We start from the raw sequence: 25,094 nt of genomic DNA on the forward strand, positions 1-25,094 counted from the left end.
CCCCCGGCCTGCCGGAGCAGGGCGGGGGCCGCGGCGCACGGTCTGCCGGGCGGGCGCTACATCCAGACGAACGGTGCGCCGCCCGTGAAGGAGATCGCCCGGGTCGCCTCGTCGAGCAGCTGGTCGAGGTTGGCGGCGCTCACCGAGGGCACCGGCAGCGGGGCGGCCGGCGAACCGGACGGGCTCGGCGCCCCGGTACCGGCGCCGGTGCGCGCGTCGGAGGGCCGCGAGCTGGTCACCGTCACGTAGTGGCCGACGAGTTCGACCCGCGGCTCGGTCGCGGGCCGGGCCAGGGCGGCCGGCAGCGCGGGGGCGGTGGTGGCGTCCGGGAGGATGAAGGCGACCGAGCCCGGCTTGCCGCGCAGCGCCTCGGCGGCCTTGGCGGCGGTCGGCGCGTCGGCGAAGCGCAGCAGGGTGATGCTGCTGAGCACCGGCTTCTCCTGGGCGGTGAAGCTGACGGCCAGGTAGCCCTTGCAGCCGGCCTCGCGCAGCAGCTCCAGGGTGCGGTCCTGGAGCACCTCGGTGCAGTTCTCTCCGCGCCGCACGCCGGAGCGCTTGCCCTTGTAGTTGCCGGACTCCACGACCTTCTGGGCCGGGAAGTAGACGTCGACGTCGAGGGCCTCGGGGTCGGCGACGGTGCGCGGCGGCGGGTCGCCGACGATCGGCGGGGTCTTGGACGCCTCCTTGCTGGAGGGGCCGAGCCCGGGTATGTAGTCGCCGGGCGTGGGCCGGGTGACGATCCAGCCGCCGGCGACCACCACGCCGACGACGGCGACCCAGCCGACGGCCCGCCGGGCGCTCACGCGTCTGGCCCGGTATCCCCCGGCCGGTCGCTGGGCGGTGTGCTCTGCCGGTGGCCCGGCCGGTTGCTCTGCCGATGACGGGGCGCGCTCCCCCTGCGTGGTCATGCGGCAGATTGTATGCAGGTCACGGGTGGTGGAGATCACTGGGTGGCGGCCCCGGAACGGGCCTCCGGCCGGGCCCTGCGCCCGACGTGACCTGCGCCACTACCGTGAGCTGCGACACTGTGACAACTCGCACAGCTTCCCCGGGATCTTCTGGTGGGTTTCCTCTGGCGTCCGTCGCGGGGCAGCAGGCAGGATCAGCCCCATGGATCTGCTCGATACCCTCACCGCCAAGGGCCTGCGTGGGGAGACCCCCACCCGCGAGGAGGCGCTCGCCGTCCTCGCCACCACCGACGACGAGCTGCTCGACGTGGTCGCGGCCGCCGGACGGGTGCGCCGGCGGTGGTTCGGCCGCCGGGTGAAGCTCAACTACCTGGTGAACCTGAAGAGCGGACTGTGCCCGGAGGACTGCTCGTACTGTTCGCAGCGCCTGGGCTCGAAGGCCGAGATCCTGAAGTACACCTGGCTGAAGCCGGGGCAGGCCGCCGAGGCGGCGAAGGCGGGCGTGTCCGGCGGCGCCAAGCGGGTCTGCCTGGTGGCGAGCGGCCGCGGCCCGACGGACCGTGACATCGACCGGGTGACGGACACCGTGGCGGCCATCAAGGAGGCCGACCCGGCGGTGGAGGTCTGCGCCTGCCTTGGCCTGCTCTCCGACAACCAGGCCGAGCGGCTGAAGGCGGCCGGCGTCGACGCCTACAACCACAACCTGAACACCTCCGAGGGCACCTACGGCGACATCGCCACCACCCACACCTACGCGGACCGGGTGGACACCGTGCAGAAGGCGCACGGAGCGGGCCTGTCGGCCTGCTCGGGCCTGATCGCGGGCATGGGCGAGAGCGACGAGGACCTGGTGGACGTGGTCTTCGCGCTGCGCGAGCTGGGCTCGGACTCGGTGCCGGTGAACTTCCTCATCCCGTTCGAGGGCACCCCGCTGGCCAAGGAGTGGAACCTCACCCCGCAGCGCTGCCTGCGGATCCTGGCGATGGTGCGCTTCGTCAACCCGGACACCGAGGTGCGGATCGCCGGCGGGCGCGAGGTGCACCTGCGCAGCCTGCAGCCGCTGGGCCTGCACGTCGCCAACTCCATCTTCCTGGGCGACTACCTGACCAGCGAGGGCCAGGCCGGGCAGACCGACCTCGACATGATCCGGGACGCCGGGTTCGAGGTCGAGGGCATGGGCGAGGGCACTCTGCCGCGGCACCGCGCGGACATCGCGGCCGACGCGGCGGCGGGCGCCGTCGGCGGCTGCGGCACGGCCCCGGCGGCCGGCGCCTGCGGGACGGGCGGCGGCTGCGGACCGTGCGGCGGGCACGCCCACGGCGAGGCCGCCACCGGCGCGGAGGCGGCCGGCCCGGAGACCGGTGACGAGGTGCGCACCGACCTGGTGCGGGTGCGCCGCCGCGGCGCCGGCACCGAGCTGGCGCCCAACGCCTGAGCCCCACCGACGCCCGAGCGCCCGACGCCTGAGCCACCGACACCTGGCCACCCGCGCCCGGGCCGACCCCGAACGCCGCCCGGGCCCACCGCCGCCCGAGCCACCGCCGAACACCCCGGAAAGCCCCTCCCCATGACCCAGCTGTCCACCGACACCCTGCTCGCGCTCGACCGCGCGCACGTCTGGCACCCGTACGGGCCGATGCCCGGCACCGCCACCCCGTACGTGGTGGAGTCCGCCTCGGGCGTCCGGCTCCGGCTCGCCGCGCCGGCCCCGGGCGGGCACCGCGAGCTGGTCGACGGCATGTCGTCCTGGTGGGCGGCGATCCACGGGTACGGGCACCCGGTGCTCGACGAGGCGGTGCGCGGGCAGCTGGGCCGGATGAGCCATGTGATGTTCGGCGGGCTCACCCACGAGCCCGCCGTACGGCTCGCCGCCACCCTGGTGGAGATCACCCCGGAGCCGCTGCGGCACGTCTTCCTCGCCGACTCGGGTTCGGTGTCCGTCGAGGTCGCGATGAAGATGTGCCTGCAGTACTGGCAGTCGGTGGGACGGCCGGGCAAGCGGCGGCTGCTGACCTGGCGCGGCGGCTACCACGGGGACACCTTCCACCCGATGTCGGTGTGCGACCCGCAGGGCGGCATGCACCACCTGTGGGGCGGGGTGCTGCCGGACCAGCTGTTCGCGCCCGAGCCTCCGGCCGGCTTCGACGCCCCGCTCGACGAGGAGTACGCCCGCGCCTTCGATGAGTTGATGGGCCGTCACGCCGACGAACTGGCGGCCGTGATCGTCGAGCCGGTGGTGCAGGGTGCGGGCGGGATGCGCTTCCACTCCCCCGCGTACCTGCGGATGCTGCGCGAGCTGTGCGACCGGCACGGGGTGCTGCTCGTCTTCGACGAGATCGCGACCGGCTTCGGCCGCAGCGGCGCGCTGTTCGCCGCCGACCACGCGGGCGTCGCGCCGGACGTGATGTGCCTGGGCAAGGCGCTGACCGGCGGCTACCTCACGATGGCGGCGACGCTGTGCACGGCGGAGGTCGCCGAGGGCATCAGCCGCGGCGAGATGCCCGTCCTCGCCCACGGGCCGACCTTCATGGGCAACCCGCTGGCGGCCGCGGCCGCCAACGCCTCGATCGGCCTGCTGCTCGCGCAGGACTGGCCCACCGAGGTGAAGCGGATCGAGACCGGACTGCGCGCGGGCCTGGCGGACGCGGCCGCGCTGCCCGGGGTCAAGGACGTCCGGGTGCTCGGCGCGATCGGCGTCGTCCAGCTGGACCACCCGGTGGACATGGCGGCGGCGACCGGGGCCGCCGCGCGGGAGGGCGTCTGGCTGCGCCCGTTCCGGGACCTCGTCTACACGATGCCGCCGTACGTGACCGGCGACGAGGACGTGGCGCGGATCGCCGCGGCCGTGACGGCGGCGGCGGTGGCCGGATGAGCGGGGCGGCGGACACACGATCCGCGGACACGCGGTCCACGGACACGCGATCCACGGACGAGCGGATGGCGGGAGCAGCGGTGGCGGAAGCGGACGTCCGGGTCGTCTTCGTGACGGGGACGGGCACCGAGGTCGGCAAGACGGTCGCCACGGCGGCCGTCGCGGCGAGCGCGCTGCGCGCCGGGCTGCGGGTCGCGGTGCTCAAGCCCGGGCAGACGGGCGTCGCGCCCGAGGAGCCGGGGGACGTCCAGGAGGTGGCCCGGCTGGCCGGGCCCGCCGCCCCGGCCGCGGACCGGCTGACCCTGCGCGAACTCGCCCGCTACCCCGAGCCGTTGGCGCCCGACACGGCGGCCCGCCGGTCGGGGCTTCCCTGCCTGGCGGCGGAGGACGTGGCGAAGGAGGTGGCCGGCCTGGCCGAGCGGCACGACCTGGTGCTGGTCGAGGGTGCGGGCGGGCTGCTGGTGCGCTACGACGAGCAGGGCCGCACGCTCGCCGACCAGGCCCGCGCGGTCTGCGAACTCGGCCTGCCCGCCGAGGTGTTGCTGGTGGCCTCGGCCGGCCTGGGCACCCTGAACACCACCGCGCTGACGGCGGAGGCGCTGACCGCGCGCCGGCTGCCGCTGCTCGGTGTGGTGGTCGGCGCCTGGCCGGAGTCCCCCGGCCTCGCGGACCGCTGCAACCTGGCCGACCTGCCGCGCGCGGCGGGCGCCCCGCTGCTCGGTGCGCTGCCCGAGCGCGCCGGCCGGGCGGCCGGCTTCCCGGCTCTCGCCGCCGGCGCGCTCGCGCCCGCGCTGTACGGCCACTGGGACGCCGCCGCGTTCGTCACGGCGCACGGGGCGCACGAGGTACGGCACGGGACCGGCTGAGGCCACGGCCCGGCACCGGCCGGGATCCCGCGAGGCTGCCCGCCGCCGGTACGACGAAACACGGCGGCCATCGCTCGAACGGGTGAGATCCCGGCCGACCGGGCCCACCGCGCGGGAGGGGTCACTACGGTTCTCCGCATGACGGATGGCCTGATGGTGGACGAGGCCCTGCGGGCCCTGGCCGCGCTCGAAGCGGCATGGAAGGACGACGACGAGGCCCTGGCCGCCCTGGCCGCGCGGGGACCGGCCGAGCAGCCGCTCGCCGCCCTGGTCGCCCGGTACGGCGAGCACGCCGTGGACACGCTGATGGCGCTGGCCTTCGGGCTGCGCTCCAGCATGACGGACGAGGAACTCGCCGAGCTCACCGACGCGGTGAGCTCCAACATCGGCGCCCGGATGAGCGCCCTGCTCACCCGGACGCTGTGTGCCTGGGGCGAGACCGCCGGGGACGACCTCGCGGTGGTGAAGGTGATCGCGCACGCGGTGATCGACGCCATGCGGGCCGTCACCGAGGAGCCGAGCAAGACCGATGTGCTGCCGTTGCTGGCCACCTTCCGCACCTACGCGCTGAGCTCGGGCCCCTGACCGATTCCGGCCGCCCGGCGGATCAAGCGGATGCCGGCGGGCCGGATCCAGGCGAGGAATCCGGCCATTCGGTGCACTTGAGATGGCCTTGACACCCCCATAGGTCTATACCATGCTGCCAGGCGGCGCCCGGCGGCGGACTCTGCTCCGCTTCCGTTGGCGCCACTTCGGCGCAGAGGAGAGCGACGAACGGGGGCTGTGTTGTGCTGGTGCATGTCCTGGGACCACTTCACGTCGATGTCGGGGGAAGCCTTGTACCACTCGGCGGCCGCAGGCCGCAGCTCGTCCTGGCGACCCTCGCCCTGACGCCCAACTGGGTCGTCCCGCTGGATCGGTTGGTGGACAACCTGTGGGGTGCGGCGCCGCCCGCCAGCTCCCGGACGCAGATCCGGATCTGCGTCTCGCAGCTGCGCCGCGCGCTGGCCGACGCGGGCGCGCCGCCGGTCATCGAGACCCATCCCAACGGCTACCGGCTGCGGGTCGGCCACGGCGAGCTGGACGCCACGCTGTTCAACGAGGAGGTCGCCCGCGCCCGGCTGCGGGCCGCCTCCGGGGACCTGCCGGAGGCCGTCGCCGTCCTGCGGCAGGCCCTCGCCCGGTGGACCGGGCCGGCCATGGCGGGCCTGGACTGCCCCGCCCTGGAGTCCTGGGCCCGCCGCCTGGAGGAGAACCGGCTGCGCGCCGTCGAGGAGCGGGTCCGGCTGGAGCTGGCGCTCGGCCTGCACGAGGACCTGGTCGGCGAACTCGTCGAGCTGGTCTCCGCGCACCCGTTCCGCGAGCACCTGCACGGGCTGCTGATGCACGCCCTGCACCGCTCCGGCCGGACGGTGGAGGCGCTCGGCGTCTACCGGACGCTGCGCACCCAGCTGGTGGAGGAGCTGGGCCTCGAACCGGGGCAGGAACTGCGGGCGTTGGAGCAGGGGATCCTCAACGGGGCCTGCCCCACCGCCTGACCGCGCCCCCGTGCCCCACCGCCGGACCGCGCCGGCGCCGGACCGCCTGACCGCCTGACCGCCTGACCGCGCGCCACCGTCCGGCCGTCCGACCGTCGGCCGGACCGTGGGCCGGGCCTCAGCCCGCGTGCCGCCACCAGAACGACCCCGGCTCGTAGTGCTCGGTGACCCCGAGCCGGCGCCACAGCGGGTCGGCCACCCGCCGCAGCTGCGGGTCCGCGTGCACGAAGGCGTCCGGCAGCTCGACGTCGAACCGCGCGGGGGCGGCCGTCAGCAGCGCGGCCAGCAGGTACTGCTCGGAGTAGTGCCGCCAGCGCCAGGACAGCGGGTAGTCCGCCGGGAGCATGATGTCGTGCACGTGGACCAGCACCCCGGGCTTGAGCACCGGCAGCACCTCGAAGAAGAACACCGCGACGTCCGAGCCCATGTGGAGCCGGTGCGACCCGTCGAAGAAGACGATGTCGCCCGGCTCCAGCTCGCGGAAGACCTTCAGGTCGGCGTGCTGCAGCGGGGTGCGGACGACCTCGTCGCAGAGCCGGTCGACGGTGGCGCGCGGGGCCGGGTCGATCGAGGTGATCCGGGTGCTCAGCCCGAGGTCCTCGACGGCCCGGCGGGCGAACTTGGTGGAGTTGCCGGAGCCGATCTCCAGGTAGCGGGCGGGCCGCTCGGCGGCGAGGAAGCCGTAGAGCGAGAGCGCGTCAAGCGGCGGCAGCCACCCGTTGTTCCAGTACGGGGTGGAGCCGGCGGCGGTGCCGCTCAGCGGGATGCCGCGCAGCAGTTCCTCGTACTCCAGGAAGCCGGTGAGGCGTTCGGCGTAGCGCTCCCGGTTCTGCTCCAGCAGGGCGCGCACCTCGGTGAGTTCGGCGCGCGGCTCGGGGGTGACCACGTGGTCCCAGAACAGCGGCTTGCGCAGGCCGAAGGCCCACAGGGTGAGGCCGTGCAGCACGGGCCGCTCGCCGAGCCAGTCCATCGGGCGGCGCAGGGCCGGCAGGCGCTCCAGCAGTTCGACTCCGGAGGCGGTGCGGACGGCGGTGCGCAGGTCCTTGAGCAGCATGCGGTGTTCCTTTCGGGGGGTGTTCAGAGCGAGAGCCAGAGGTCCTGCAGCCGGTGTTCGGAGATGCCCTCGGCGGAGCGGAAGTCGTAGCGGTGGACCTTGACCGGTCCGCGGGTGAAGCTCCAGTCCAGCCGCCAGAGCGGGTAGGGGCGGTTGACCGCACTGTCCCAGTCGAATCCTGCGGGTGCGGAGTACTTCCAACTCAGCGGCAGGAAGTCGTTGTTGGCGCGAATCGCATCGTCCGCCAAGGACTTCAGCCCGTCCAGGTCGCGCATCGCGGGGCTGGCGTTGAAGTCGCCGGCGATCAGCGTCCGGTTGGGGTTGTCCTTGAGGTCGGCCTCCAGGCCGCGGATCTCCTCCTGGCGCCAGGCGAACTTGCGCTTGAAGTAGGAGTCGAAGTCGAAGCCGGAGAAGGGGTCGAGGTCGGGGGCGAGCGGCACGGTGACGTGCACGTTGTAGACGCTGAACAGGCTGCCGCCGACCTGGAGGTCGGTGCGCAGGACCTTGTCGCGGGCGAAGACCCGGCTGAAGGAGGGGTCGGGTCCGAGGGCGGCGCCGGTGCCGACCGAGCGCTGGGAGGCGATCGGGTAGCGGGAGACGGTGAGCAGTTCGCCGGTGCGGGCGATGAAGTAGCCGGGGAACTCGGCGGCGAGCCGGGCGTCGTCGTCGAGCCGCCGGTAGCCGTCCTCGCCGAGGCCGGGCTGCCAGACGACGTGCTCCTGGAAGAGGTACACGTCGGCGTTCTGACGGTGGATCAGATTGTAGAGCCGGTCGACGCCGGTGGAGGCGGCCCAGTACTGGGTGTTGAAGGAGACCACGTGCAGGGCGCCGGGCGGCACCGGGCGCTCGCCGTGCCACAGGGCGGGCCAGTTGAGGCCGGAGCCGGTGGTGAGGCCGAGCAGCAGCGGCGGCAGGGCGAGCCCGAGGGCCCAGCCGCGGCGCGGGCCGCAGGCGGCGGTGGCGGCGAGCAGCAGGAACAGCGGGATGCCGACCAGGAACACCGGCGGGACGGCGTCCAGCAGGATCGCCCAGTGCCAGCGGCCGCTGACGGACCAGCGGAAGAAGGCGTAGATCAGCCACAGGCCGGTGAGGCCGACCAGGGAGCGGCCGTACCAGGTGCGCAGCCGGCGGGCGGCGCGCCGGGCCCGGGTGGGCTCGGGAGCGGGCTCCGCGGCCGCTTCCAGGGCGCCCGCGGCCTCGGCCGCGCCGTCCCGCCGGTACATCCGGCGGAAGCGCCGGCTGACCGCGAACTGGCCGAGTCCGGCGGCGAGTCCGGCCGTGACGACGGCGTTGAGCAGCAGGTGGCAGCCGGTGAACAGGGCGAGGAACGGGTAGCCGCGCTCCTGGCGGACGAAGCGGTACTGGCCGAGGTCGGTGAGCACGAAGGCGGCCAGCAGCAGCGCGGTGGCGATCGCGGTGAGCGGCTGCCAGGCGATCAGCGGCAGGCTGAGCAGGGTGAGCGCCGCCAGCACCGAGGCGGCGGCCCGGCCGGGCGTCTCCATGCCCTGCATGGCGCGGCCGCGGTCGAGGTAGAACGGCACCCGCAGCCGGCTGCGGACGAAGGCCTTGCGCAGCAGCGGCCGCATCCGGTTCTCGTCGGAGAGCCGGCCGCGCACCCGCGAGGTGAGCAGCATGGGGTGGCGGGCGGCGAGGCGCTCGGCGTGGTCGATCTCCTCGGTCTGGCGCAGCGCCGGGTTGAACCAGCCGGCTTCGAGGAAGGCCTCGCGGCGCACCGCGCCGAGGGCGTAGAAGCCGCCGCTGACCAGGCCCTCGGCGCTCTTGCGCCAGTAGTGGTACTGGAGGATGCGGTACTGGCCGACGGGGCCCTCGGGGAACAGGGGCTCCTTGTCGGGGACGCCGAACACGGCGCCGTACTCCGGGTGTTCGGCGAAGATGGCGACGGCTTCGGCGACGGCGTCGGGGTGCATGGCGACATCGGCGTCGACGAAGAAGACGATGTCGCCGGTGGCGTGCTCGACGCCGAGGTTGCGGCTGGCGCCGGGTCCGCCGTTGCGTTCGGCGCGCACCAGGGTGACGGGGTGGGCGGCGGCGCGGTCGGCGGAGTCGTCGGTGCTGGCGTCGTCGACCACGATCACCTCGATCTCGGGGTGGCTCTGGGCGAGGACGGCGGCGAGGCAGAGGTCGACGGTGCGGCTGTCGTTGTACATCGGCACGACCACCGAGACGAGCGGTGTGGCGGGCATGGCTCCTCGTTCGGACCGCTGGGGGTCGAGGTCGGTGGGTGTCAGGTGAGTTGGAAGGTGAGCAGGAGGGCGGCCCAGAGCGCGGCGGTGGCGAGCATGGCGCGGTCGCGCAGCAGGGTGCGCACGGGGTTGCCGCCCTCGGCGTGGACGACGACGATCTGCAGGTAGCGGAAGAGCGCGAACAGGGCCAGCGGCGCGGTGAGCAGGGCGCCGGTCTCGAAGCCGGACTCGGTGCGCAGGTAGAGCAGGTAGCCGACGACGGTGAGTCCGGAGCAGAGGACCAGCACGAGGTCGAGGAAGTGCGCGGAGTAGCCGACCAGCGCGGGCCGGTGGCCGCTGCCGGCGACCCCGAGCTCGTGGCGGCGCTTGCCGACGATGAGGACCAGGCAGAGCGTGAGGACGGTGAGCACCAGCCAGGCGGAGAGCGGGCGGCCGCTGGCGCCGTAGCCGCCGAGCAGGCGCAGCACGAAGCCGGTGGCGACGACGAAGACGTCGAGCAGCGGCAGGTGTTTGAGCTTCCAGCTGTAGGCGGCGTTGACGGCGAGGTAGAGCAGGACGGGTGCGGCGACGCCGGGCCCGGTGGCGGCGAGCAGCGGGACGAGCAGCGCGCCGAGGAGGGCGGCCAGGGCGACGGCGGCGCGCGGGGTGATGCGGCCGGCGGCCAGCGGGCGGTGGCGTTTGACCGGATGGCGGCGGTCGCGTTCGACGTCGGCGAGGTCGTTGACGACGTAGACGAGGGAGGAGGCGAGGACGAAGGCGGCCATGGCGACGGTGATCCGGGCGGCCATGTCCCAGGCGAGGTCGGCGCCGAGCAGGGGCAGCGGGACGACGAGGACGTTCTTGGGCCACTGTCCGGGGCGGAGCAGGGCCAGCGGCGCGGGTAGCCGGGAGGGGCCGGCGGTGGTGGTGCGGCGGGCGGGTTCGGGCGGTCCGCCGCCCGGTGCGCCCGGTTCGTGCTGCGGGCCCCGGCCGTCCGGCGGGCTCTGGGTGTGCTGGGGGCTCTGGCCCTGCTGTGAACTCTGTTCGCTCAGGGAGGTCATGGCGGAGCGCTCCTCAGAAGAAGATCTTCACGGCGGACAGCAGTCCCTGGCTCCACGGGTCGCGGCTGGTGCGCCCGGCGTTGGGGCCGGCGGCACGGCCGGCCGGGGGTTCGTGGCGGGCGGTGCGCCACCATTGGTAGGTGCGCAGGATGGCGTCCTGGTTGGAGAGCCGGGGGGCGAAGCCGAGCCGGTCGCGGGCCTTGTCGATGGAGACGTAGGAGTCGGCGGTGAGCTTGTGGAGCAGGCGGCCGTAGACGGGTGACAGCCGGGCGCGCTGCAGGGTGTTGAGGACGGCGAGGGCGGGCCGGGCGGGCAGGCCCACGACGCGCCTGCCGTGGCCGGCGGCGTCCAGCACGGCCTGGAAGTCCTCGCGCAGGGTGCCGAATTCGGCGGCGGCGAGGTTGTAGGTGTCGTTGGCGACGTCGTCGGGGGCGTGCAGCACGGTGACGACGGCGTCGACCAGGTCGTCGATGGCGAACATCTGGGTCTTCACGTCGCCGCGGCCGAGGACGGGGAAGTGGCGGCCCTCCTCGGCCCATTCGAAGAGCATCGCGAACAGGCCCATCCGGCCGGGGCCGACGAAGGTCTTGGGGCGCAGGATCGGCACGCACAGGCCGTCGGCGCGGTGGCGTTCGGCGATCTCCTCGGCGGCGGCCTTGGCGCGGCTGTAGGTGTCGACCGGTTCGCGGGGGTGGGTCTCGGGGGTGGGGACGAGCCGGGGCAGGCCGTAGACGGCGGTGGAGGAGATGTGCACGACGCGGGGGGTGCCGGCGGCCCGGGCGGCGGTGAAGACGGCGCGGGTGCCGTCGACGATGATCGAGCGGATCTGCTCGTCGGGGTAGCTGGGGAGGGCGGCGGCGGCGTGCACCAGGACGTCGGCGCCGTGCAGGGCGCGGTCGAGGGCGGCGCGGTCGCGGATGTCGCCGACGACCTCGACGCCCGGTCCGGGGCGCAGGTCGATGCCGCGCACCCGGTGGCCGTCGGCGGTGAGGCGTTCGGCGAGGCGGGAGCCGAGCATGCCGGCGGCGCCGGTGACGGCGACGGTCAGGGCGGGGGTGCGCCCGGATGTGTGCTCGGGGGCGGGGCCGGGGGTGTGCTCGGGGCCGGGGCCGGGGGTCACCACTGGGAGCCCACCTTCTGCTTGACGAAGCGGGTGACCAGGCGGCCGAGGCCCTGGTCGAGGACGGTGCCGAGGGCGTCGACGGTGCGTTCGACGTCGGCCGGGTCGGTGACCAGGGAGGGCCCGATGATGAGCGGGTTGCGGCCGTTGAGGGTGTAGTAGGCGAAGATGCCGTGGTCCTGGTAGAGGGCGTTGATCACCGCGCAGGTGACCAGCTTGGTCTTGAACTGGGGGTCGCGGGCCATGCCGCCGGGGGCGAGCTTGGCGACCAGGTCGAGGATCCGGGGCCCGCCGTCGATGAACACGCCCCACAGCGCGCCGGCTCCGTCGACCCGGGCGACGGTGTCGGGGTGCTCCTTGGCGAGCCGGCGCAGGCCGGGTTCGAGGACGGCGCCGATGGCGCGGGCGCGGGCCGGGTAGTCGTCCTCGATGGCGATGTTGACGGCCTCCAGGGCGGTGGCGCACTCCTCGCCGAAGCCGTAGTAGGTGGTGGAGGTGGACTGCAGCAGGGCGTCGCCGAGGTTGTCGTAGGCCTTGCGGAAGACCGGCTCGCGGGCGATGAACGCGGAGATGGAGGACTTGCCGCCGCCGAAGGACTTCGAGGTGGTGAGCACGTCGGGCAGCAGGCCCGGGTAGCGCATGAAGTGGAAGAGGGTGCCGGTCTTGCCCCAGCCGGTGTAGATCTCGTCGAAGATCAGCACGATCTTCTCCCGGTCGCACAGCTCGCGCAGTCCGCGCAGGAACCCCTCGGAGCAGGCCTCGATGGTGGAGGCGCTGAACGGCTCGATGAGGATCGCGTAGACGTCGCCGGGGTGGGCGGCGACGGCGCGGCGCACCGAGGCGAGGTCGTTGTAGGCGAAGGTGTCGATGCCGGGGATGGTCGGGAAGGCGAACTGGGCCTGGCCGGTGAGGCCGCCGGAGCCGAGGAGCTTGCCGTGGAAGGCGCGGTCGGCGCGCAGCACGGTGCCGCGCTTGCCGTTGTGGTACTTGTACGCGAGTTTGACGGCGCCTTCGACCGCCTCGGCGCCGGAGTTGGGGAGGAAGGACATCGAGAGGTCGCCGGGCAGCACCTCGGCGAGGTTGTGGGAGAGGGCGGCGAGGTAGGGCGAGAAGTAGGTCTTGTGGACCTCCATCCGGTGCTGGCGGGCGAAGCGCTCGCGGGCGGCGAGGATGCGGGGGTGGTTGTGGCCGTGGTTGAGCACGCCGACGCCGCCGGTGACGTCGAGGATCCGCCGGCCGTCAGTGAGGGTGAGGTGGACGCCCTCGGCGTGGGCGACGAGCTCGCGGCCGAAGCCGAAGGAGGTCATCAGCGAGACCTGGCTCTTGTTCACGTAGCGGCGGTACAGGTCGTGCACCTCGCCGACCTCGAACCGTTCGGCGTCGTCAAGGGTGTACACGGGTGTCTCCCATCGGGGCGGGTGGCGGGGCCAGGGGCGGATCGGCTTGGCCGGGGGCGGGTGGCGGGCCGGGCGGGACGGGTGTGCCGGACGGTTCGGGCGGGCCGGGGGCGCCGGACAGGGCGGGCGCGCCGGGGGCCCGGGAGGTGCCGCGCAGCCGGGCCCAGGCGAGGACGGCCGCCGAGCTGCCGAGTTCGGCGACCACGCACACCACCCGGCTGGCGACGGCGGCCGTCGCGGCGGTGCCGCCGGGCAGCACGGTGGCCAGGGCGGCGGTGATGGTGAGTTCGCGCACGCCCCAGCCGTCGGGGACGACCACGGCGAGGCTGCTGACCACGGTGGCGAGCGCGAACGCGCCGATGCCGGCTCCGGCGGAGGGGGCGGCGGGCGCGCCGAGGGCGATCGCGAGGAACCACAGGTGCAGTCCGGACACCAGCCAGGAGGCGACGGCCAGCGCGATCGCCCGGCGCACGGCGGCGTCCGGCGGCGGTTCGACGCTGCGCCGGGCGAGCCGGGCCAGGGCCACCACCGGGCGGGTGGCCAGCGCGGGGCGGACGACGCAGGCGAGCAGGCCGGCGGCGGGCAGCCAGAGCCAGAACCACTGCCCGGGCAGGGCGGCGGGTGCGGCGAGCAGGCTGACGCCGGCGCCGGTGAGGAGGGTCAGGGCGAGGCTGAGCAGGTAGGCGGAGGTCATCGTGGCGGCGGGCACGCCGGCCTCGCGACCGTGGGTGACGTGGGTGATCACGCCCCAGACCCGGCCGGGCAGGTACTTGGACAGCTGGCCGAGGAAGTAGATCCGCGCGGCGGTCAGGCCGCGGATCGGCCCCGGGGTGCCGGGGGCGCTGCCGGGCGGCGCCGGGACGAGCACCCGCCAGGCGTGCACGGCGAGGACGAGGCCGCCGACGTTGGCGGCGAGCGCGGCGAGCAGCAGCGGGACGGCGTCGGCGCGGCCGAGCGCGCGGGCGGCGACGGGGCCCTCGTGGCGCAGCAGCAGGCCGACGCCGACCAGGGCGGCCAGGACGATGGCGGGGGTGAGGAGCCTGCGCAGCCGCGCCGCCATCAGGGCCGCTCCCCCGCCGGGCGCCGGTCCGCCGGGCGCCGGTCGGCTGTGTCCTGCTCTGCCGGACGCTCCGCCACCGTGCGCCGCCGGGCCGCTTCGCCGCCGGGCCGCAGCATCCGCAGCGCGCCGACGCCCGCGCCGGTCAGCAGCGAACCGATGACCAGGAAGTGCACGCCGGCGGCGTACGGCACGAAGGCGGCCCCGTGCCTCCGGGCTGCGAGGCGCAGCAGGCCGGCGTTGGCCGCGCAGAAGGCGGCCAGCCCGGCGGCGGGCAGCGCGGGCCGGCGGCGGGCCAGCGGCAGGACGGCCAGGGTGAACGCGGCGGCCGCCACCGAGGCGGGGCTGTTGGCGGTGAGGTTGCGCCGCCCGCCGCGCCGCGCCGAGGCGAGCGCCGGGACGAGCACCAGCGCGCGCCGGTACGTCTCGGCGAGCAGCGGCCCCAGCCGGTCGACCTCGTCGTGGTACGCCATCACCCGCTCGGTGAGCACGATGCGGTAGTGCGGGGCGAGCCGGTCGCTGAGTTCGAGGTCCTCGGAGTCGCGCAGGCTCTCGTCGAAGCCGCCGATCCGCTCGAACACCTCGCGCCGCACGGCCGCCTGGGCGAAGAACGCCGTCTCCACGACCCCGGCGCCGCGCGCCCGCCACCAGTAGGCGTGCAGGACGCGGTAGCGCTCCACCGGCCCGTCGTCGAACAGCGGCTCGGGGGCGATCACTCCGTGCACGCAACCGCATTCCGGGTCCTTTTCCAGGATTTCCAGCGCATTCGCCACCGAATCGGGCGTCAGCGCCTCGTCGGAATCCAGGAAGAAGACGACGTCACCGGTGGCCCCGGCAATTCCGGCGTTCCGCGCGGCGGAGACACCGCGGTTGGGCCACTGCCGGACCAGCGTGCACGGCGGACCCCCGGCGGGGGGCCGGTAGCCCTCGGCGATACGGGCGGTGGCGTCGGCGGAGCCGTCGTCCACCACGATCACCTGGTGCGGCGGACGGGTCTGGGCGTACACCGAGTCGAGGCAGGCCGCGAGGGTGCGGGCCGCGTTGTGGGCCGGAATGACGACCGATACGGAAAACGTCATGGGGCCAGTTCAGGCGGGCCCCGTATCGGGCGGGTATCGTCCCCGTATTGGGGGTGTCCGGGTCCCGGATACCGGAATTCCGATGTTCCGTTCGCCTGCTACGCTCCGCCGCATGGATCCGGATTCCGTTTCCCCGCGCCCCCGGTCTTCCGTCCCTCCGCGGTTGCTGGCCGGTGCCACCGGGCTGTGGGCGGTGTTCCTGCTGGCGGACTTCCTGGCGAGCGGCCGGTGGTGGTTCTGGCTGATACCCGGGCTGGCGCCTCCGCTGCTGTTCCTCGCCGTCCCGTTGACGCTGCTCGCGCTGGTGTGGACGGTCCCGGGCCCTGCGGCGCGCCGGTGGCTGGTGCCGGCGGTGCTGGCGCTGCTGGTCGCCGGGCTGCCCCGGACCGGCCTCAACTGGTCGGCCCTGTCCCCGGGTTCGGGCCCGGCGGGGGCAGGCCCGGCGCTGTCGGTGTTCTCCTGGAACACCGAGTACTGGGACACCACCGACGACCCGGACGCCTTCTACCGCTTCCTGCGCGCCCGCGACGCCGACGTCTACCTGTTGCAGGAGTACCTGGGGTGGGTGCGCGAGACCCACACCGAGATCGACGAACTCGACCGCATCCGACGGGAGTTCCCCGGCTACCAGGTGGTGGTGACCGGGGAGCTGGTCACCCTCTCCCGGTTCCCCGTGCTCGCCGTCCCACCGGTCGGCCCGGCGGTGGCGCCGGACGCGCCCTGGGCGGAGACCTTCACCCGGCGCAAGGTGCTGCGCACCGACCTCGATGTGCACGGCCGCACGGTGTCCTTCTACAACGTGCACATCCCGGTGCAGGTCGACACCCGGGAGTCGGTGTTCGGCGGCGCCTTCTACCGGGTGGTCCGCGAGGCCGACGCCGCCCGCCGCGAGCAGTTCACCGCCCTGGAGCGCGACGCCGCCGCCAACCCGCACCCCCTGCTGATCGCCGGGGACTTCAACACCAGCCCCGCCATGGGCGACCTCGACCCGCTGCGCGCCCGCTTCGAGGACGCCCGCTCGGCGAGCGGCGAGCTCTACCCGGGCAGCTGGGGCTCCGTCCTCGGCGCCGACTGGTGGCGCCTGGACTGGGCGTTCACCTCGCGCACGGTGGCGGTGCGGCGGTACGCCTTCGTCGACGACCGGGGGATGTCCGACCACCGGGGGCAGGACCTGAGGATCTCCGTGCGGCCCTGAGGTTCTGACGCCACGCCGTGGCGCGGCCCCCTATCGTGAGGGCATGGACCTCAGCTCGGAACTGACGACCCTGGCGGCGACCGGCGCGACCCAGCTGGTGGGCGCCGTCGCCGCCGACACCTGGCCGGCCGTGAAGTCCGGCGTGCTGGCGCTGTGGCGGCGCGCCCGCCCGGAGCGGGTGGCGGAGGACCTGGAGGATGCCCGCGAGCAGTTGCTCGCCGCCGAGGAGGCCGGCGCCGACCCCGCCGGGCTGCGGGTCCTGCTGGTGAACGAGTGGCAGGCCCGGCTGGCCCGGCTGCTCGTCACCCACCCCGGGTCCGCCGGAGAGCTGCGGGCCCTGGTCGACGGCCTGCTGGCGGAGGGCGGCCGGCGGGCCCCGGGGTCGGTGGCGATGACCGCGTACGCCACCGGCGGCGGCAGCGTCTACCAGGCCGGCCGCGACCTCACCGTGCACCGCCCGGCCGCCGGCTGACCCGACCGGGCCGCGGGAGCCCCGCCGCACAGGGACTCAGTCGGTGCGGCCGCCGCAGTAGGCCTCCAGGCAGCGGCGTACGGCCTGAGGGTCGACACCGTGGCTGTCGAGGAATCCGGAGCCGGCCTCGGCCAGGCAGAGGAGCAGTTCGCACAGGTGGTGGTCGTCGCCTTCCGGACCGGCCGGCGGCCGGTCTCCGCCGGGCAGCGCGACGGCGGTCAGCACCTGCTCGCGCGTGAACGGCGCACCCCGGACGGTCAGCCCGTCGGCGACGACGCGCACGTGATAGGTACCGGGCAGCGGAATGGGAACGGCGGCCTCGAACAGGCCCGGCCCGGTCTCGTCCAGGACGGTGGCGGGTGTCCCGGTCGGGCCGGTGACCTCGGCCCGTACGGCTGCCCTGTGGTCGACGGGAAGCCCGTATTCGGTCAGGGCCGCGCTCACGTGGGCGGAGCCGCCCGGTTCGATGCTGGACTGGTGCAGGGCGGCCTGCATACGGAGGTTCGACCAGGCGTAGGCGCTCACGGAGTAGCGGGCGCCGAGTGCCTCGGCGCGGGTGCGGGCCTCCTCGTCGAGGTTGCCGAGTGCGTCCTTCCACCGGCGTTTGTCGATCGTGAGGACGGCGTTCCAGGTGCCGGCCTGCGCTCCGGCGCCGATGGCCACCGGCAGGGTGTACCGGTAGTACCGCATCTGCGCTCCCTCGCCGGTCTGCACTCCGACCGCGGAGGCGGAACCGGCATCGATGAGGTCGCCGTCCGGGGTTTCCAGCACGACCTCCACGACCGGCAGGTCGTCGAGCACCACGACGGTGGCGTCGATGTCGGCCTCGGTGAGGGTGAACGGGATGCGAAGCTTGCCGCCCGGCGCGAGGTATCCGCTGGGGTCGGTGACGATGGCGGTGTTGGTGACCTTGGCGAGGATCTGGAGGAAGAACTTGCTGAGCCGGAAGTAGTCGTCGGTGCCCGGCGTGAGCTGTCCGGTGAGCAGCAGGTAGCCGCCGGTGTTGTTGGCGAGCTTTCGCAGGGCCGCGGTGCTGACCTGGGTCTCGCTGCCGAGCCCGATCGCGAAGGTGCGCTGGTCGATCGAACCGGCAACGCTGTCGATGGACGCCGGCCGGTTCTCCAGTCCGTCGGTGAAGACGATGAGCGCCTTGTCCTGGTAGTCCGTCGCCGGTACGGCGGTGAGGACGTCACGGGCCATCATGACGCCGTCGCCGATGGAGGTGGCGCCGTTGATGTTGGTGACGTGGTTGCCGATCGCGGTCAGCGCCTGGACCCGCGCCGGGTCGAAGTCACCGCCGGGACCGATCCGGGTGACCGGGAAGCCGGGGAACACCGGGTCGTTGACGGGGTAGGCATCGGTGTCGAACCGGATCAGGCCGATGCCGTTGGCCTCCTGGACGAGCTGGGCGAAGCGCCCGGCGGCCTCGCGCAGGACCTGCACCCGGGTGGCTCCGGTACCGGCGGGGTCGTCCATGCTGCCGGACTGGTCCAGCGCCAGCATCACCGCGACGGTGGGACGGGCGATCGAGTTGCCCTTCAAGGTGAACGGGAAGTCCTGTCCGTTCTCCTCGCAGTGGATGGTGACACCGTCGGTCGGCGCGACCGAGTTCGCGGCCTGGCCCTGCATGCCGAACCACACACGGACCTCGGTGTAGGGCACCAGTGTGTGCGGCACGGTTCGCGTCGGTGTGAGCACGGTGTACGGGCTGCCGGGCGCGGACGTCACGCGCAGGGTCACCGGGCCGCAGGCGAACAGCCGGAAGACCGCTGCCCGCGCGGTGGTCTCGCCGGTCGGCACGTCGTTGAACACGATCTCGTTCCCCGCGTTCATGACCTGCAGGAACCTCATCTGGGGCACGGTGTCGTAGCACGGCGGGGCGACGATCGAAGGATCCTTGTAGGTCTTCACCACCTGCTGGTTCTCCGGTGGCGCCCATGGCCTCAGTTGGAGGCTCGGAGCGGCCGCATTGCCCGCCCACGGCTCCACCGGGCCGTTGAGGCCCGGATCGCCGGTGTCCTCCTGGTACACGGTGGCCGGGTCGAGCCGGTCCGGATGCCCCGCCTGCGTCTGCCACATCGCGAACAGCCGGTCCACGTTGGAGTGCAGCAGGAACACGAACGGATCGTGGAAGGAGAAGTGCGCCTGGGTCAGGGTGCCGCCGATGTACCCGTGCGCGTCGCTGTGCGCCTGCTGGATGAGGCTGTTGAAGACCTTCCACGTCGACGCGGTGACAATGGCGTTGTCACTGACGGATGTTGTCGTACCGAGTGACGGACTGCCGCCGTTGACCTGCCGCCAGATGTGGGTGTGGCCGCCTCCCTCGGTGGATTCGAAGTCGGCCAACGGCGGCCCGGCGTCGCCACTGGCCGAGCCCATGAACGAACTGGTGAAGAGGTTCGCCCGGCCGTCGGCGGTGCTGCGCGGGTCGACGGACCAGTCCCAGTAGTGCAGGGAGAGATCCGGATCCACTTCGCGAATCAGCGCCTCGAACCGGTTGACCAACTCGCGGTGCCACGGAACGAAACCGGGCCCTGCATGGACATTCACTCCCGCCAAATGCGCGTCCTTGTGAATGTCCTCCTGCTTGTCCCAGTACGAGACGCCGTCGCCGAAGAACTTCGCCGTGTCCAATTGCAGGATCGCCGCGATCAGCCGGTCCCGTTCCGCCTGGCTCACCTTCGCGACATCGCGGCGAATCCCATCACCGAGGACCATGAGAAGCAACTCCCCTCACACGAACCGCGAGGGCGCCGGAATCCGGACTCGGGCACACAGGCCGACCCGACGCGCCCCCAACAGGTCGGCTGATTCCATCTATACATCCACCTCCAGGGGTGCGCCATTCGGGACTGCCGCCGCCGGGCCCCGCGGCCGACCGGCTCCACCGCCGCCCACGCAGAACGCTCGGCCGGGAGACCCCGGCCGAGCGTCTGGTTGAATCCGTCGCGGCCTGGACAGCCGGCCACGTGCGGTGACGACCGCCGGAAGCCGCCGCAGCGGCCCGGCCCCTCAGGGGACGCGCCTACAGCGCGGCCTCGTCCAGCGTCCGCCGCTGCTCCGCGGTCAGCGTCACGTCGAGGGCGCCGAGCGCCTCGTCGAGCTGGGCCACCTTGCTCACGCCGACCAGCGGCAGGATCCGCGCCTCGTGGTCGAGCAGCCAGCCGAGCGCCACCTGGTTGACGGTCGCACCGGTCTCCTCGGCCACCGCGCGCAGGGCGGCGAGGCGCTTCGGGGTGCCCGGGTGGTCGTAGGCGGCGCCGATCTCGACGTCGTCGCGGGTCAGGCCGCCGGAGAGGATCGGGCTGTAGACCCACAGCCGCAGGTCGCCCTCGGAGCGGACGTAGTCGAGGAGTTCGGACGTCACGTGCACATGGGCCGAGGACAGCAGCGGCACGTCGAAGCGCGGCTGCAGGTACGAGTACCGGTACTGCAGGTGCGCGTAGCGCGGACCGTCCCCGGCGAGCGCCCGGGCCCGCTCGACCCGCCACACGGCGTGGTTGCTGGCGCCGACCTCGCCGGCCTTCCCGGACGTCACCAGGTCGGCCAGCGTCTCCACGGTCTCGGCGAGCGGCACCGAGCGGTCCTCGATGTGCGTCCAGTAGACGTCGACGTGGTCCGTGCCGAGGCGCCGCAGGCTGCCCTCGATACCGGTCCGGACCGCCTTCTCGGACAGGCCCTCCGCCGCCTCCAGGCCGGCCCCGGGCACCGTGGGCCGGGCGCCGACCTTGGTGCTGATGACGACCCGGTCCCGCGCCTTGCGGCTGGCGAGCCAGCGTCCGATGACGGCCTCGCTCTCGTCCCCGGTCGCGCCGTCGAGCCAGAACGCGTAGTTGTTCGCGGTGTCCAGGACCGTTCCGCCGTTCTCGACGAAGTGGTCCAGGATCCGGAACGAGGTCTCCTCGTCGACGATCGTGCCGAAGCCCAACGTCCCCAGGACGACGGTGCGCTGAGGAACAGTCATGGGTGTGCATCCCTCCCGTTGTGGTCTGGACCATTCAAGACCCATTCGCGATCACCCGCAACAGCGTCCCGGATCACCCGGCCACGGACGCCGGCGCCCCGAGCGCCGGGGGAGCCGTCGGGGTCGGGATGCTGCTCCACCGGCCGGTGCTCGACGGCCGGATCGCCGTCCGCCTCCTCGCCCTGGGCTACACCCCCCCGCGCGCGCGAGCCGAGCGGCGACGGCGCGGGGCCGGACCGCCCCGCCTCCCGCGCGACGGCTACCAGTCCTCCGCCTCGCGCTCGAAGAAGTCGCTGAAGCAGCCCGCCTCACGCGCCCCGGACGGGGACTCACGAACCGTCACCTTACGTGCGAGGCCGCGCAGTTCGCCGGGCGTGCGGCCGGCGAGCGCGCGGAAGTCACGGTTCATGTGGGCCTGGTCGTGGTAGCCGCTCATCGCCGCCACCTCGGCGAGGGAGAGGTGGCCGGGCCGGGCCAGGTTGAGCGCGCGCTGGAAGCGGAGGACCCTGGAGAGGGTCTGCGGCGGCAGGCCGACGTGGTCCCGGAAGACGTGCTGGAGGCGGCGCTCGCCGCGCCCCGTCGCGTCGGCGAGTTCACGGGCGGTCATCCCGCCGTAGGTGTCGCGCAGCCGGTGCCAGGCCTCGACGGCGAGGCCGGAGAGCGGTGCCGCGGCCTCGAACCGCGGCCGCAGGGCGGCGTCCACGGCGGCCCAGCGGTCGGTCCAGTTCCGGGCCTCCGCCAGCTGCTCGGTCAGCCGTGCCGTCCATCCCGGCCCCAGCGCCTCGTCCGGGTGGGTGGCCGAGTTGGCGAGCAGGTGGAGCGGCAGACCGAACAGGCGGAACGCCCCGACGGCGGTGAACTCGACCTCCACCGCGTGCCCCGACCCCCGGTAGCCCGCCACCACCGGAGCCGTCTGCAGACCCGCGAGCATCGCGTGGCGCGCCCGCTGGCTGCCCAGCCCCTGCCGGATGGACAGCGGTTCGCCCCACCCCACCACCAGCGTGACCGCCAGGCTCGGCAGGGTGACCCGCGGAGGCTGGGCGCCGGCCGTCCGGAACCCGCGGCACCGGACGACGTCCCCGCGCATCCACTCCGGTGGCCGCCGCTCGACGTTCTCGCCCTGGTCCTGCTCCTCGTCCACCGGCATGTCGACCTTCGAAGCCACGGGCCCTCCCGCCATCCGCGATGCTCCCCGTCGACTCCCATGATTCACCACGACGGCTTGCCGCGGGGTTCGCTTTCGTACAAGCCCGCGCCGCCGCCGCGGCCCATCCTGGACGCGTGCCCCTCACTCGGTGTCGGCCCCGCGCGGGGGGCGGGGCCGCCACCGGGAGGGGCGGCGATCGGAGTGCTCGTCCGATCGCCGCCCCCAGGGGATCCCGCGGTGCGCGCGGTCCACGGCGCGGCCGACGCCCCGCCCGTCTCCGGTTTGACCCACTGTGCGATAGATCACGGCGACCGCCGACACCCTCCCCGCCTACGATTCGGGAACGATGCACCTGCCCCGGGCGAGGAGACGGCACCCGTGACCACCAGCACGATCGCGCGTGAGAGCTACTACCAGCGGACGGGCGAGCGCACGTTCAAGCCCACCGCGCACGCGGGTGGTGCGTGGAGCGCCGACGAGCAGCACTTCAGCCCGCTGGCCGGCCTGGTCGTGCACGCCGTCGACGAGCACCTCGCCGGGCGCCCCGGGAGTCTGGCGCTCGCGCGGATCAGCTACGACATCCTCGGCCGGATCGCCCTCGACGAGTGCGAGATCACCGTGGAGACGGTCCGCCCGGGCCGCACCATCGAACTCCTCGAAGCGACCGTGACCATCGGCGGGCGCGCCGTCGTCCGGGCCCGTGCCTGGCTGCTGGCCACCCTGGACACCGCGGCCGTCGCCGACAGCCCGCGCGAGCCGCTGCCCGCGCCCGCATCGCTCCCGGTCTGGGCCATGGACCGGGCCTGGAGCGGCGGTTACATCTCCTCCGTCGAGGTGCGCCGTGTGCCGCCCGTCCGCCGGGGCCGCGCGACGGCCTGGCTGACCTCGCACGTCGACCTCGTCGCGGGCGAGCCGAGCAGCCCGCTCGCCTCCTTCGTCGCGCTGGTGGACACCGCCAACGGCATCGCCCCGCAGCAGGACCCGGCCGAGTGGATGTTCCCCAACGTCGACCTGACGATCCACCTCCACCGCGCGCCGCGCGGCCCCTGGACCGGCCTGGACACCACCGTCACCTTCGGCCCGACCGGCCAGGGCCTCACCAGCACCGTCCTGCACGACGTGGACGGCCCGGTGGGCCAGGCCGAGCAGATCCTCACCGTCCGTCCGCAGCCCCGGTAGCGGCACCGGGAACGGCCGGCTCCCCCGTCGCGTACGCCAGCGGCGGGGCGATCGCCTGCGCGTCCGCGCCCTCGCCGACCCACAGGCCGATGAACAGCGCGGCGGTCGCCTCCAGCAGGCCCGCCCGGTCCAGCCCACCGGCGGCGACCGGCAGACAGCCCGCGTCCCGCACCAGCCCGTGCACCCGGGCCAGGGCCGCCGGGTCGTCCCCGCACACCGGGACGGCCAGCGGCCTGCCGTCGAACACCGGCGGCCGCATCCGCCACACGTCCTCGTGGCAGAGGTTGAACGCCTTGACCACCTCGGCCCCGGGGGCGGCCGCGGCGAGCCGCCGCGCGGCCGGGGGTCCGCCGTCCGTCAGCAGCCGGAAGCCGGGGCCGACCGGGTTGGAGCAGTCGACCAGCACCGTGCCGTCCAGCTCCGCCCGCAGCTCCCGCACCACCTCCTCCCCCGCCCCGAACGGCAGCGCGGCCAGCACCACCTCGCCGAACGCGGCCGCCGCCCGCAGCCCGGCGGGCTCGGCTGCGCCCCCGATCCGCCGCGCGAGCCGCTCGGCCCGGGCGGCGTCCCGCCCGCCGACCGCCACCTCGTGCCCGGCCCGCACCCAGTGGGTGGCGAGCGCGTCCGCCATGTTGCCCGTGCCCAGCACACCGATCCTCATCGCACAGCTCTCCGTTCGTCGTTCGGAACCGTCCCCACCGACGCTAGAGAAGCCATCAGGCACCATCTGGTACGTGACCACCAACGCCTTCCTCGCCGACTGCCGCGCCCGCCTTGCCTTCGACCTGCTCGCCAACACCTGGAACGCCGTTGTCCTCTGGGCCCTGCGCGACGGCCCGCTGCGCCCGGTCGAGCTGCGCGAACGGATCGGCGGCATCAGCTCCAAGGTCCTCACCGAGACCCTGCGCCGCCTCCAGTTCAACGGCCTGGTCGACCGCTGCGCCCTGCCCGGCGCCCCGCCCCGCGTCGAGTACCGGCTCACCGCCCTGGGCCGCAGCTTCCTCGCCCCGATCGACGCCGTCGGCGCCTGGGCCTTCGAGCACGGTGACGAGGTCATGGCCGCCCAGGAGCGCGCCGGCTTCCGCACCGCGGCGGCCAACGGAGATTCGACTGCGCACGGTCGTCCGGCTGCGGCAGGATGACGGGCACGAGCGAGCGGAGCGGACTGCTCGGCTTCCGTGTGGCGGCCAACGTCGCCGGGGCGCCCCTGTGGACTCGGGGAAGTGGAACGTCGGTGGTGCCGACTTCCTGTCATGAGAGGACGCGAGACGTGGACGTGTACGAGGCCGTGGACAGTCGCCGGGCCGTGCGGGCGTTCAGCGATGAGCCCGTGCCCGAGGAGGTGCTCGAACGAGTGCTGACCGCAGCGGCGCGGGCTCCGTCCAGCGGGAACCTCCAGCCGTGGCAGCTGTACGTCGTGACCGGTGAGCCCCTGGCGGAGCTCAAGCGGACCGCGACGGCCAGGGCACTGGCGGGGGACCCCGGCGACGAGCGCGAGTACCCGATGTACCCGGACCGGCCGGCCTCGCCGTACCGGGACCGCTTTGCCGCTGCCGCCGCCCAGCGGTACGAATCGCTGGGGATCGAGCGCGACGACCCTGACCGGCCCCGGAAGATCGCCACGTTGAACGCGGAGGCGTTCGGGGCGCCGACCGTCCTGTTCTGCTACCTCGACCGGACGATGGGGCCCGGGCAGTGGGCTGACGCGGGGATGTACCTGCAGACGGTCATGCTGTTGTTGAGGGCCGAGGGGCTGCACAGCTGCCCCCAGGTGATGTGGACCGTGTACCGGGAGACCGTCAGCCGGGCGGTCGGAGCCGATGACGGACTCGTGCTGTTCTGCGGCGTCTCCGTGGGGTTCGAGAAGGAGGGCGTCCCGCAACTGCGCACCGGGCGGGCGGACATCGCGGAAACGGTTCGCTTCATCGGAGTGTGACCGCTGGACGGCCGGGTCGGTGCGGCCGACGTCCCGCACCGGTGGGGGCTGCCACCGGAAGCCGGC

The 25,094-nt window shown here is 73.8% G+C and carries 22 protein-coding genes; 10 read left to right on the forward strand and 12 right to left on the reverse strand.

Annotation, left to right across the window (positions count from 1 at the left end; translation table 11 throughout):
- Positions 1–56: 56 nt before the first annotated feature.
- Positions 57–803 carry a hypothetical protein gene (locus tag ACFVFS_RS24750; protein WP_380626869.1) on the reverse strand — a complete coding sequence of 249 codons (747 nt, stop codon included), beginning with the start codon at positions 801–803 and terminating at the stop codon, positions 57–59.
- A 307-nt stretch (positions 804–1,110) separates the two neighbouring features.
- Between ACFVFS_RS24750 and bioB the strand changes: the two genes are divergently transcribed.
- The 5 genes from bioB to ACFVFS_RS24775 all read left to right on the forward strand — a co-directional run bounded on the left by bioB (position 1,111) and on the right by ACFVFS_RS24775 (position 6,184).
- Positions 1,111–2,343: a biotin synthase BioB gene (gene bioB / locus ACFVFS_RS24755; RefSeq protein WP_380626870.1), complete on the forward strand. Its 1,233-nt coding sequence runs from the start codon at positions 1,111–1,113 to the stop codon at positions 2,341–2,343.
- A 132-nt stretch (positions 2,344–2,475) separates the two neighbouring features.
- Positions 2,476–3,780: an adenosylmethionine--8-amino-7-oxononanoate transaminase gene (locus tag ACFVFS_RS24760; RefSeq protein WP_380626871.1), complete on the forward strand. Its 1,305-nt coding sequence runs from the start codon at positions 2,476–2,478 to the stop codon at positions 3,778–3,780.
- 65 nt (positions 3,781–3,845) lie between these two features.
- Positions 3,846–4,646, forward strand: a complete 801-nt coding sequence (bioD, locus tag ACFVFS_RS24765) for a dethiobiotin synthase (RefSeq protein WP_380626873.1) — start codon at positions 3,846–3,848, stop codon at positions 4,644–4,646.
- 138 nt (positions 4,647–4,784) lie between these two features.
- Positions 4,785–5,231: a hypothetical protein gene (locus ACFVFS_RS24770; RefSeq protein ID WP_380626874.1), complete on the forward strand. Its 447-nt coding sequence runs from the start codon at positions 4,785–4,787 to the stop codon at positions 5,229–5,231.
- Positions 5,232–5,440: 209 nt separating this feature from the next.
- Positions 5,441–6,184 carry a BTAD domain-containing putative transcriptional regulator gene (locus ACFVFS_RS24775; RefSeq protein ID WP_380626901.1) on the forward strand — a complete coding sequence of 248 codons (744 nt, stop codon included), beginning with the start codon at positions 5,441–5,443 and terminating at the stop codon, positions 6,182–6,184.
- 118 nt (positions 6,185–6,302) lie between these two features.
- On the opposite strand, the gene ACFVFS_RS24780 is transcribed toward ACFVFS_RS24775, so the two are convergent.
- The 7 genes from ACFVFS_RS24780 to ACFVFS_RS24810 all read right to left on the reverse strand — a co-directional run bounded on the left by ACFVFS_RS24780 (position 6,303) and on the right by ACFVFS_RS24810 (position 15,135).
- Complete coding sequence (locus tag ACFVFS_RS24780) at positions 6,303–7,238, reverse strand: class I SAM-dependent methyltransferase (protein WP_380626875.1); 936 nt, start codon at positions 7,236–7,238, stop codon at positions 6,303–6,305.
- 23 nt (positions 7,239–7,261) lie between these two features.
- Positions 7,262–9,442: a glycosyltransferase gene (locus ACFVFS_RS24785; RefSeq protein WP_380626876.1), complete on the reverse strand. Its 2,181-nt coding sequence runs from the start codon at positions 9,440–9,442 to the stop codon at positions 7,262–7,264.
- 41 nt (positions 9,443–9,483) lie between these two features.
- Positions 9,484–10,482: a UbiA prenyltransferase family protein gene (locus ACFVFS_RS24790; protein ID WP_380626877.1), complete on the reverse strand. Its 999-nt coding sequence runs from the start codon at positions 10,480–10,482 to the stop codon at positions 9,484–9,486.
- A gap of 13 nt (positions 10,483–10,495) precedes the next feature.
- Positions 10,496–11,530: an NAD-dependent epimerase/dehydratase family protein gene (locus ACFVFS_RS24795; protein WP_380626903.1), complete on the reverse strand. Its 1,035-nt coding sequence runs from the start codon at positions 11,528–11,530 to the stop codon at positions 10,496–10,498.
- A 68-nt stretch (positions 11,531–11,598) separates the two neighbouring features.
- Complete coding sequence (locus tag ACFVFS_RS24800; RefSeq protein ID WP_380626878.1) at positions 11,599–12,999, reverse strand: aspartate aminotransferase family protein; 1,401 nt, start codon at positions 12,997–12,999, stop codon at positions 11,599–11,601.
- Positions 12,986–14,059, reverse strand: a complete 1,074-nt coding sequence (locus ACFVFS_RS24805; RefSeq protein ID WP_380626879.1) for a lysylphosphatidylglycerol synthase domain-containing protein — start codon at positions 14,057–14,059, stop codon at positions 12,986–12,988. Before ACFVFS_RS24805 ends, ACFVFS_RS24800 begins: the two co-directional genes overlap by 14 nt.
- Positions 14,059–15,135 (reverse strand): glycosyltransferase family 2 protein, encoded by a 1,077-nt coding sequence (locus ACFVFS_RS24810; RefSeq protein ID WP_380626880.1) that lies wholly within the window; start codon positions 15,133–15,135, stop codon positions 14,059–14,061. Before ACFVFS_RS24810 ends, ACFVFS_RS24805 begins: the two co-directional genes overlap by 1 nt.
- Before the next feature lie 112 nt (positions 15,136–15,247).
- On the opposite strand from ACFVFS_RS24810, the gene ACFVFS_RS24815 reads away from it, so the two are divergent.
- Positions 15,248–16,330 carry an endonuclease/exonuclease/phosphatase family protein gene (locus tag ACFVFS_RS24815; RefSeq protein ID WP_380626881.1) on the forward strand — a complete coding sequence of 361 codons (1,083 nt, stop codon included), beginning with the start codon at positions 15,248–15,250 and terminating at the stop codon, positions 16,328–16,330.
- 43 nt (positions 16,331–16,373) lie between these two features.
- The gene (locus tag ACFVFS_RS24820) at positions 16,374–16,802 is read left to right on the forward strand and encodes a hypothetical protein (RefSeq protein ID WP_380626882.1); all 429 of its coding nucleotides are present in this window, start codon (positions 16,374–16,376) and stop codon (positions 16,800–16,802) included.
- A gap of 36 nt (positions 16,803–16,838) precedes the next feature.
- Here ACFVFS_RS24820 and ACFVFS_RS24825 read toward each other — a convergent pair whose 3' ends face one another.
- The 3 genes from ACFVFS_RS24825 to ACFVFS_RS24835 all read right to left on the reverse strand — a co-directional run bounded on the left by ACFVFS_RS24825 (position 16,839) and on the right by ACFVFS_RS24835 (position 21,931).
- Positions 16,839–19,481, reverse strand: coding sequence for a tyrosinase family protein (locus ACFVFS_RS24825; protein ID WP_380626883.1), 2,643 nt, complete (start codon positions 19,479–19,481; stop codon positions 16,839–16,841).
- A 346-nt stretch (positions 19,482–19,827) separates the two neighbouring features.
- Positions 19,828–20,766 (reverse strand): aldo/keto reductase, encoded by a 939-nt coding sequence (locus ACFVFS_RS24830; protein ID WP_380626884.1) that lies wholly within the window; start codon positions 20,764–20,766, stop codon positions 19,828–19,830.
- Positions 20,767–21,025: 259 nt separating this feature from the next.
- Positions 21,026–21,931 carry a helix-turn-helix domain-containing protein gene (locus tag ACFVFS_RS24835; RefSeq protein WP_380626885.1) on the reverse strand — a complete coding sequence of 302 codons (906 nt, stop codon included), beginning with the start codon at positions 21,929–21,931 and terminating at the stop codon, positions 21,026–21,028.
- Positions 21,932–22,291: 360 nt separating this feature from the next.
- On the opposite strand from ACFVFS_RS24835, the gene ACFVFS_RS24840 reads away from it, so the two are divergent.
- Positions 22,292–23,092 carry a thioesterase family protein gene (locus ACFVFS_RS24840; protein ID WP_380626886.1) on the forward strand — a complete coding sequence of 267 codons (801 nt, stop codon included), beginning with the start codon at positions 22,292–22,294 and terminating at the stop codon, positions 23,090–23,092.
- Here the strand turns inward: ACFVFS_RS24840 and ACFVFS_RS24845 are convergent.
- Complete coding sequence (locus ACFVFS_RS24845) at positions 23,067–23,753, reverse strand: NADPH-dependent F420 reductase (protein WP_380626887.1); 687 nt, start codon at positions 23,751–23,753, stop codon at positions 23,067–23,069. The two genes, ACFVFS_RS24840 and ACFVFS_RS24845, sit on opposite strands and share 26 nt — an antisense overlap.
- 73 nt (positions 23,754–23,826) lie before the next feature.
- On the opposite strand from ACFVFS_RS24845, the gene ACFVFS_RS24850 reads away from it, so the two are divergent.
- Together ACFVFS_RS24850 and ACFVFS_RS24855 are read left to right on the forward strand one after the other, a co-directional pair.
- A complete protein-coding gene (locus tag ACFVFS_RS24850; protein WP_380626888.1) occupies positions 23,827–24,234 on the forward strand; it encodes a winged helix-turn-helix transcriptional regulator in 408 nt (135 codons plus the stop codon).
- 128 nt (positions 24,235–24,362) lie between these two features.
- Positions 24,363–25,028, forward strand: coding sequence for a nitroreductase (locus tag ACFVFS_RS24855; RefSeq protein ID WP_380626889.1), 666 nt, complete (start codon positions 24,363–24,365; stop codon positions 25,026–25,028).
- Positions 25,029–25,094: the final 66 nt, after the last annotated feature.

Origin of the sequence: Kitasatospora sp. NPDC057692 (assembly GCF_042799475.1) — a bacterium.
Taxonomy (GTDB): Bacteria; Actinomycetota; Actinomycetes; order Streptomycetales; family Streptomycetaceae; genus Kitasatospora.

Coding starts and splice junctions, on each gene's coding strand:
- bioB (WP_380626870.1), top strand. CDS start 1,111: ATGGATCTGCTCGATACCCTCACCGCCAAGGGCCTGCGTGGGGAGACC.
- ACFVFS_RS24760 (WP_380626871.1), top strand. CDS start 2,476: ATGACCCAGCTGTCCACCGACACCCTGCTCGCGCTCGACCGCGCGCAC.
- bioD (WP_380626873.1), top strand. CDS start 3,846: ATGGCGGGAGCAGCGGTGGCGGAAGCGGACGTCCGGGTCGTCTTCGTG.
- ACFVFS_RS24770 (WP_380626874.1), top strand. CDS start 4,785: ATGACGGATGGCCTGATGGTGGACGAGGCCCTGCGGGCCCTGGCCGCG.
- ACFVFS_RS24780 (WP_380626875.1), bottom strand. CDS start 7,238: ATGCTGCTCAAGGACCTGCGCACCGCCGTCCGCACCGCCTCCGGAGTC.
- ACFVFS_RS24785 (WP_380626876.1), bottom strand. CDS start 9,442: ATGCCCGCCACACCGCTCGTCTCGGTGGTCGTGCCGATGTACAACGAC.
- ACFVFS_RS24790 (WP_380626877.1), bottom strand. CDS start 10,482: ATGACCTCCCTGAGCGAACAGAGTTCACAGCAGGGCCAGAGCCCCCAG.
- ACFVFS_RS24805 (WP_380626879.1), bottom strand. CDS start 14,059: ATGGCGGCGCGGCTGCGCAGGCTCCTCACCCCCGCCATCGTCCTGGCC.
- ACFVFS_RS24810 (WP_380626880.1), bottom strand. CDS start 15,135: ATGACGTTTTCCGTATCGGTCGTCATTCCGGCCCACAACGCGGCCCGC.
- ACFVFS_RS24815 (WP_380626881.1), top strand. CDS start 15,248: ATGGATCCGGATTCCGTTTCCCCGCGCCCCCGGTCTTCCGTCCCTCCG.
- ACFVFS_RS24820 (WP_380626882.1), top strand. CDS start 16,374: ATGGACCTCAGCTCGGAACTGACGACCCTGGCGGCGACCGGCGCGACC.
- ACFVFS_RS24830 (WP_380626884.1), bottom strand. CDS start 20,766: ATGACTGTTCCTCAGCGCACCGTCGTCCTGGGGACGTTGGGCTTCGGC.
- ACFVFS_RS24845 (WP_380626887.1), bottom strand. CDS start 23,753: ATGAGGATCGGTGTGCTGGGCACGGGCAACATGGCGGACGCGCTCGCC.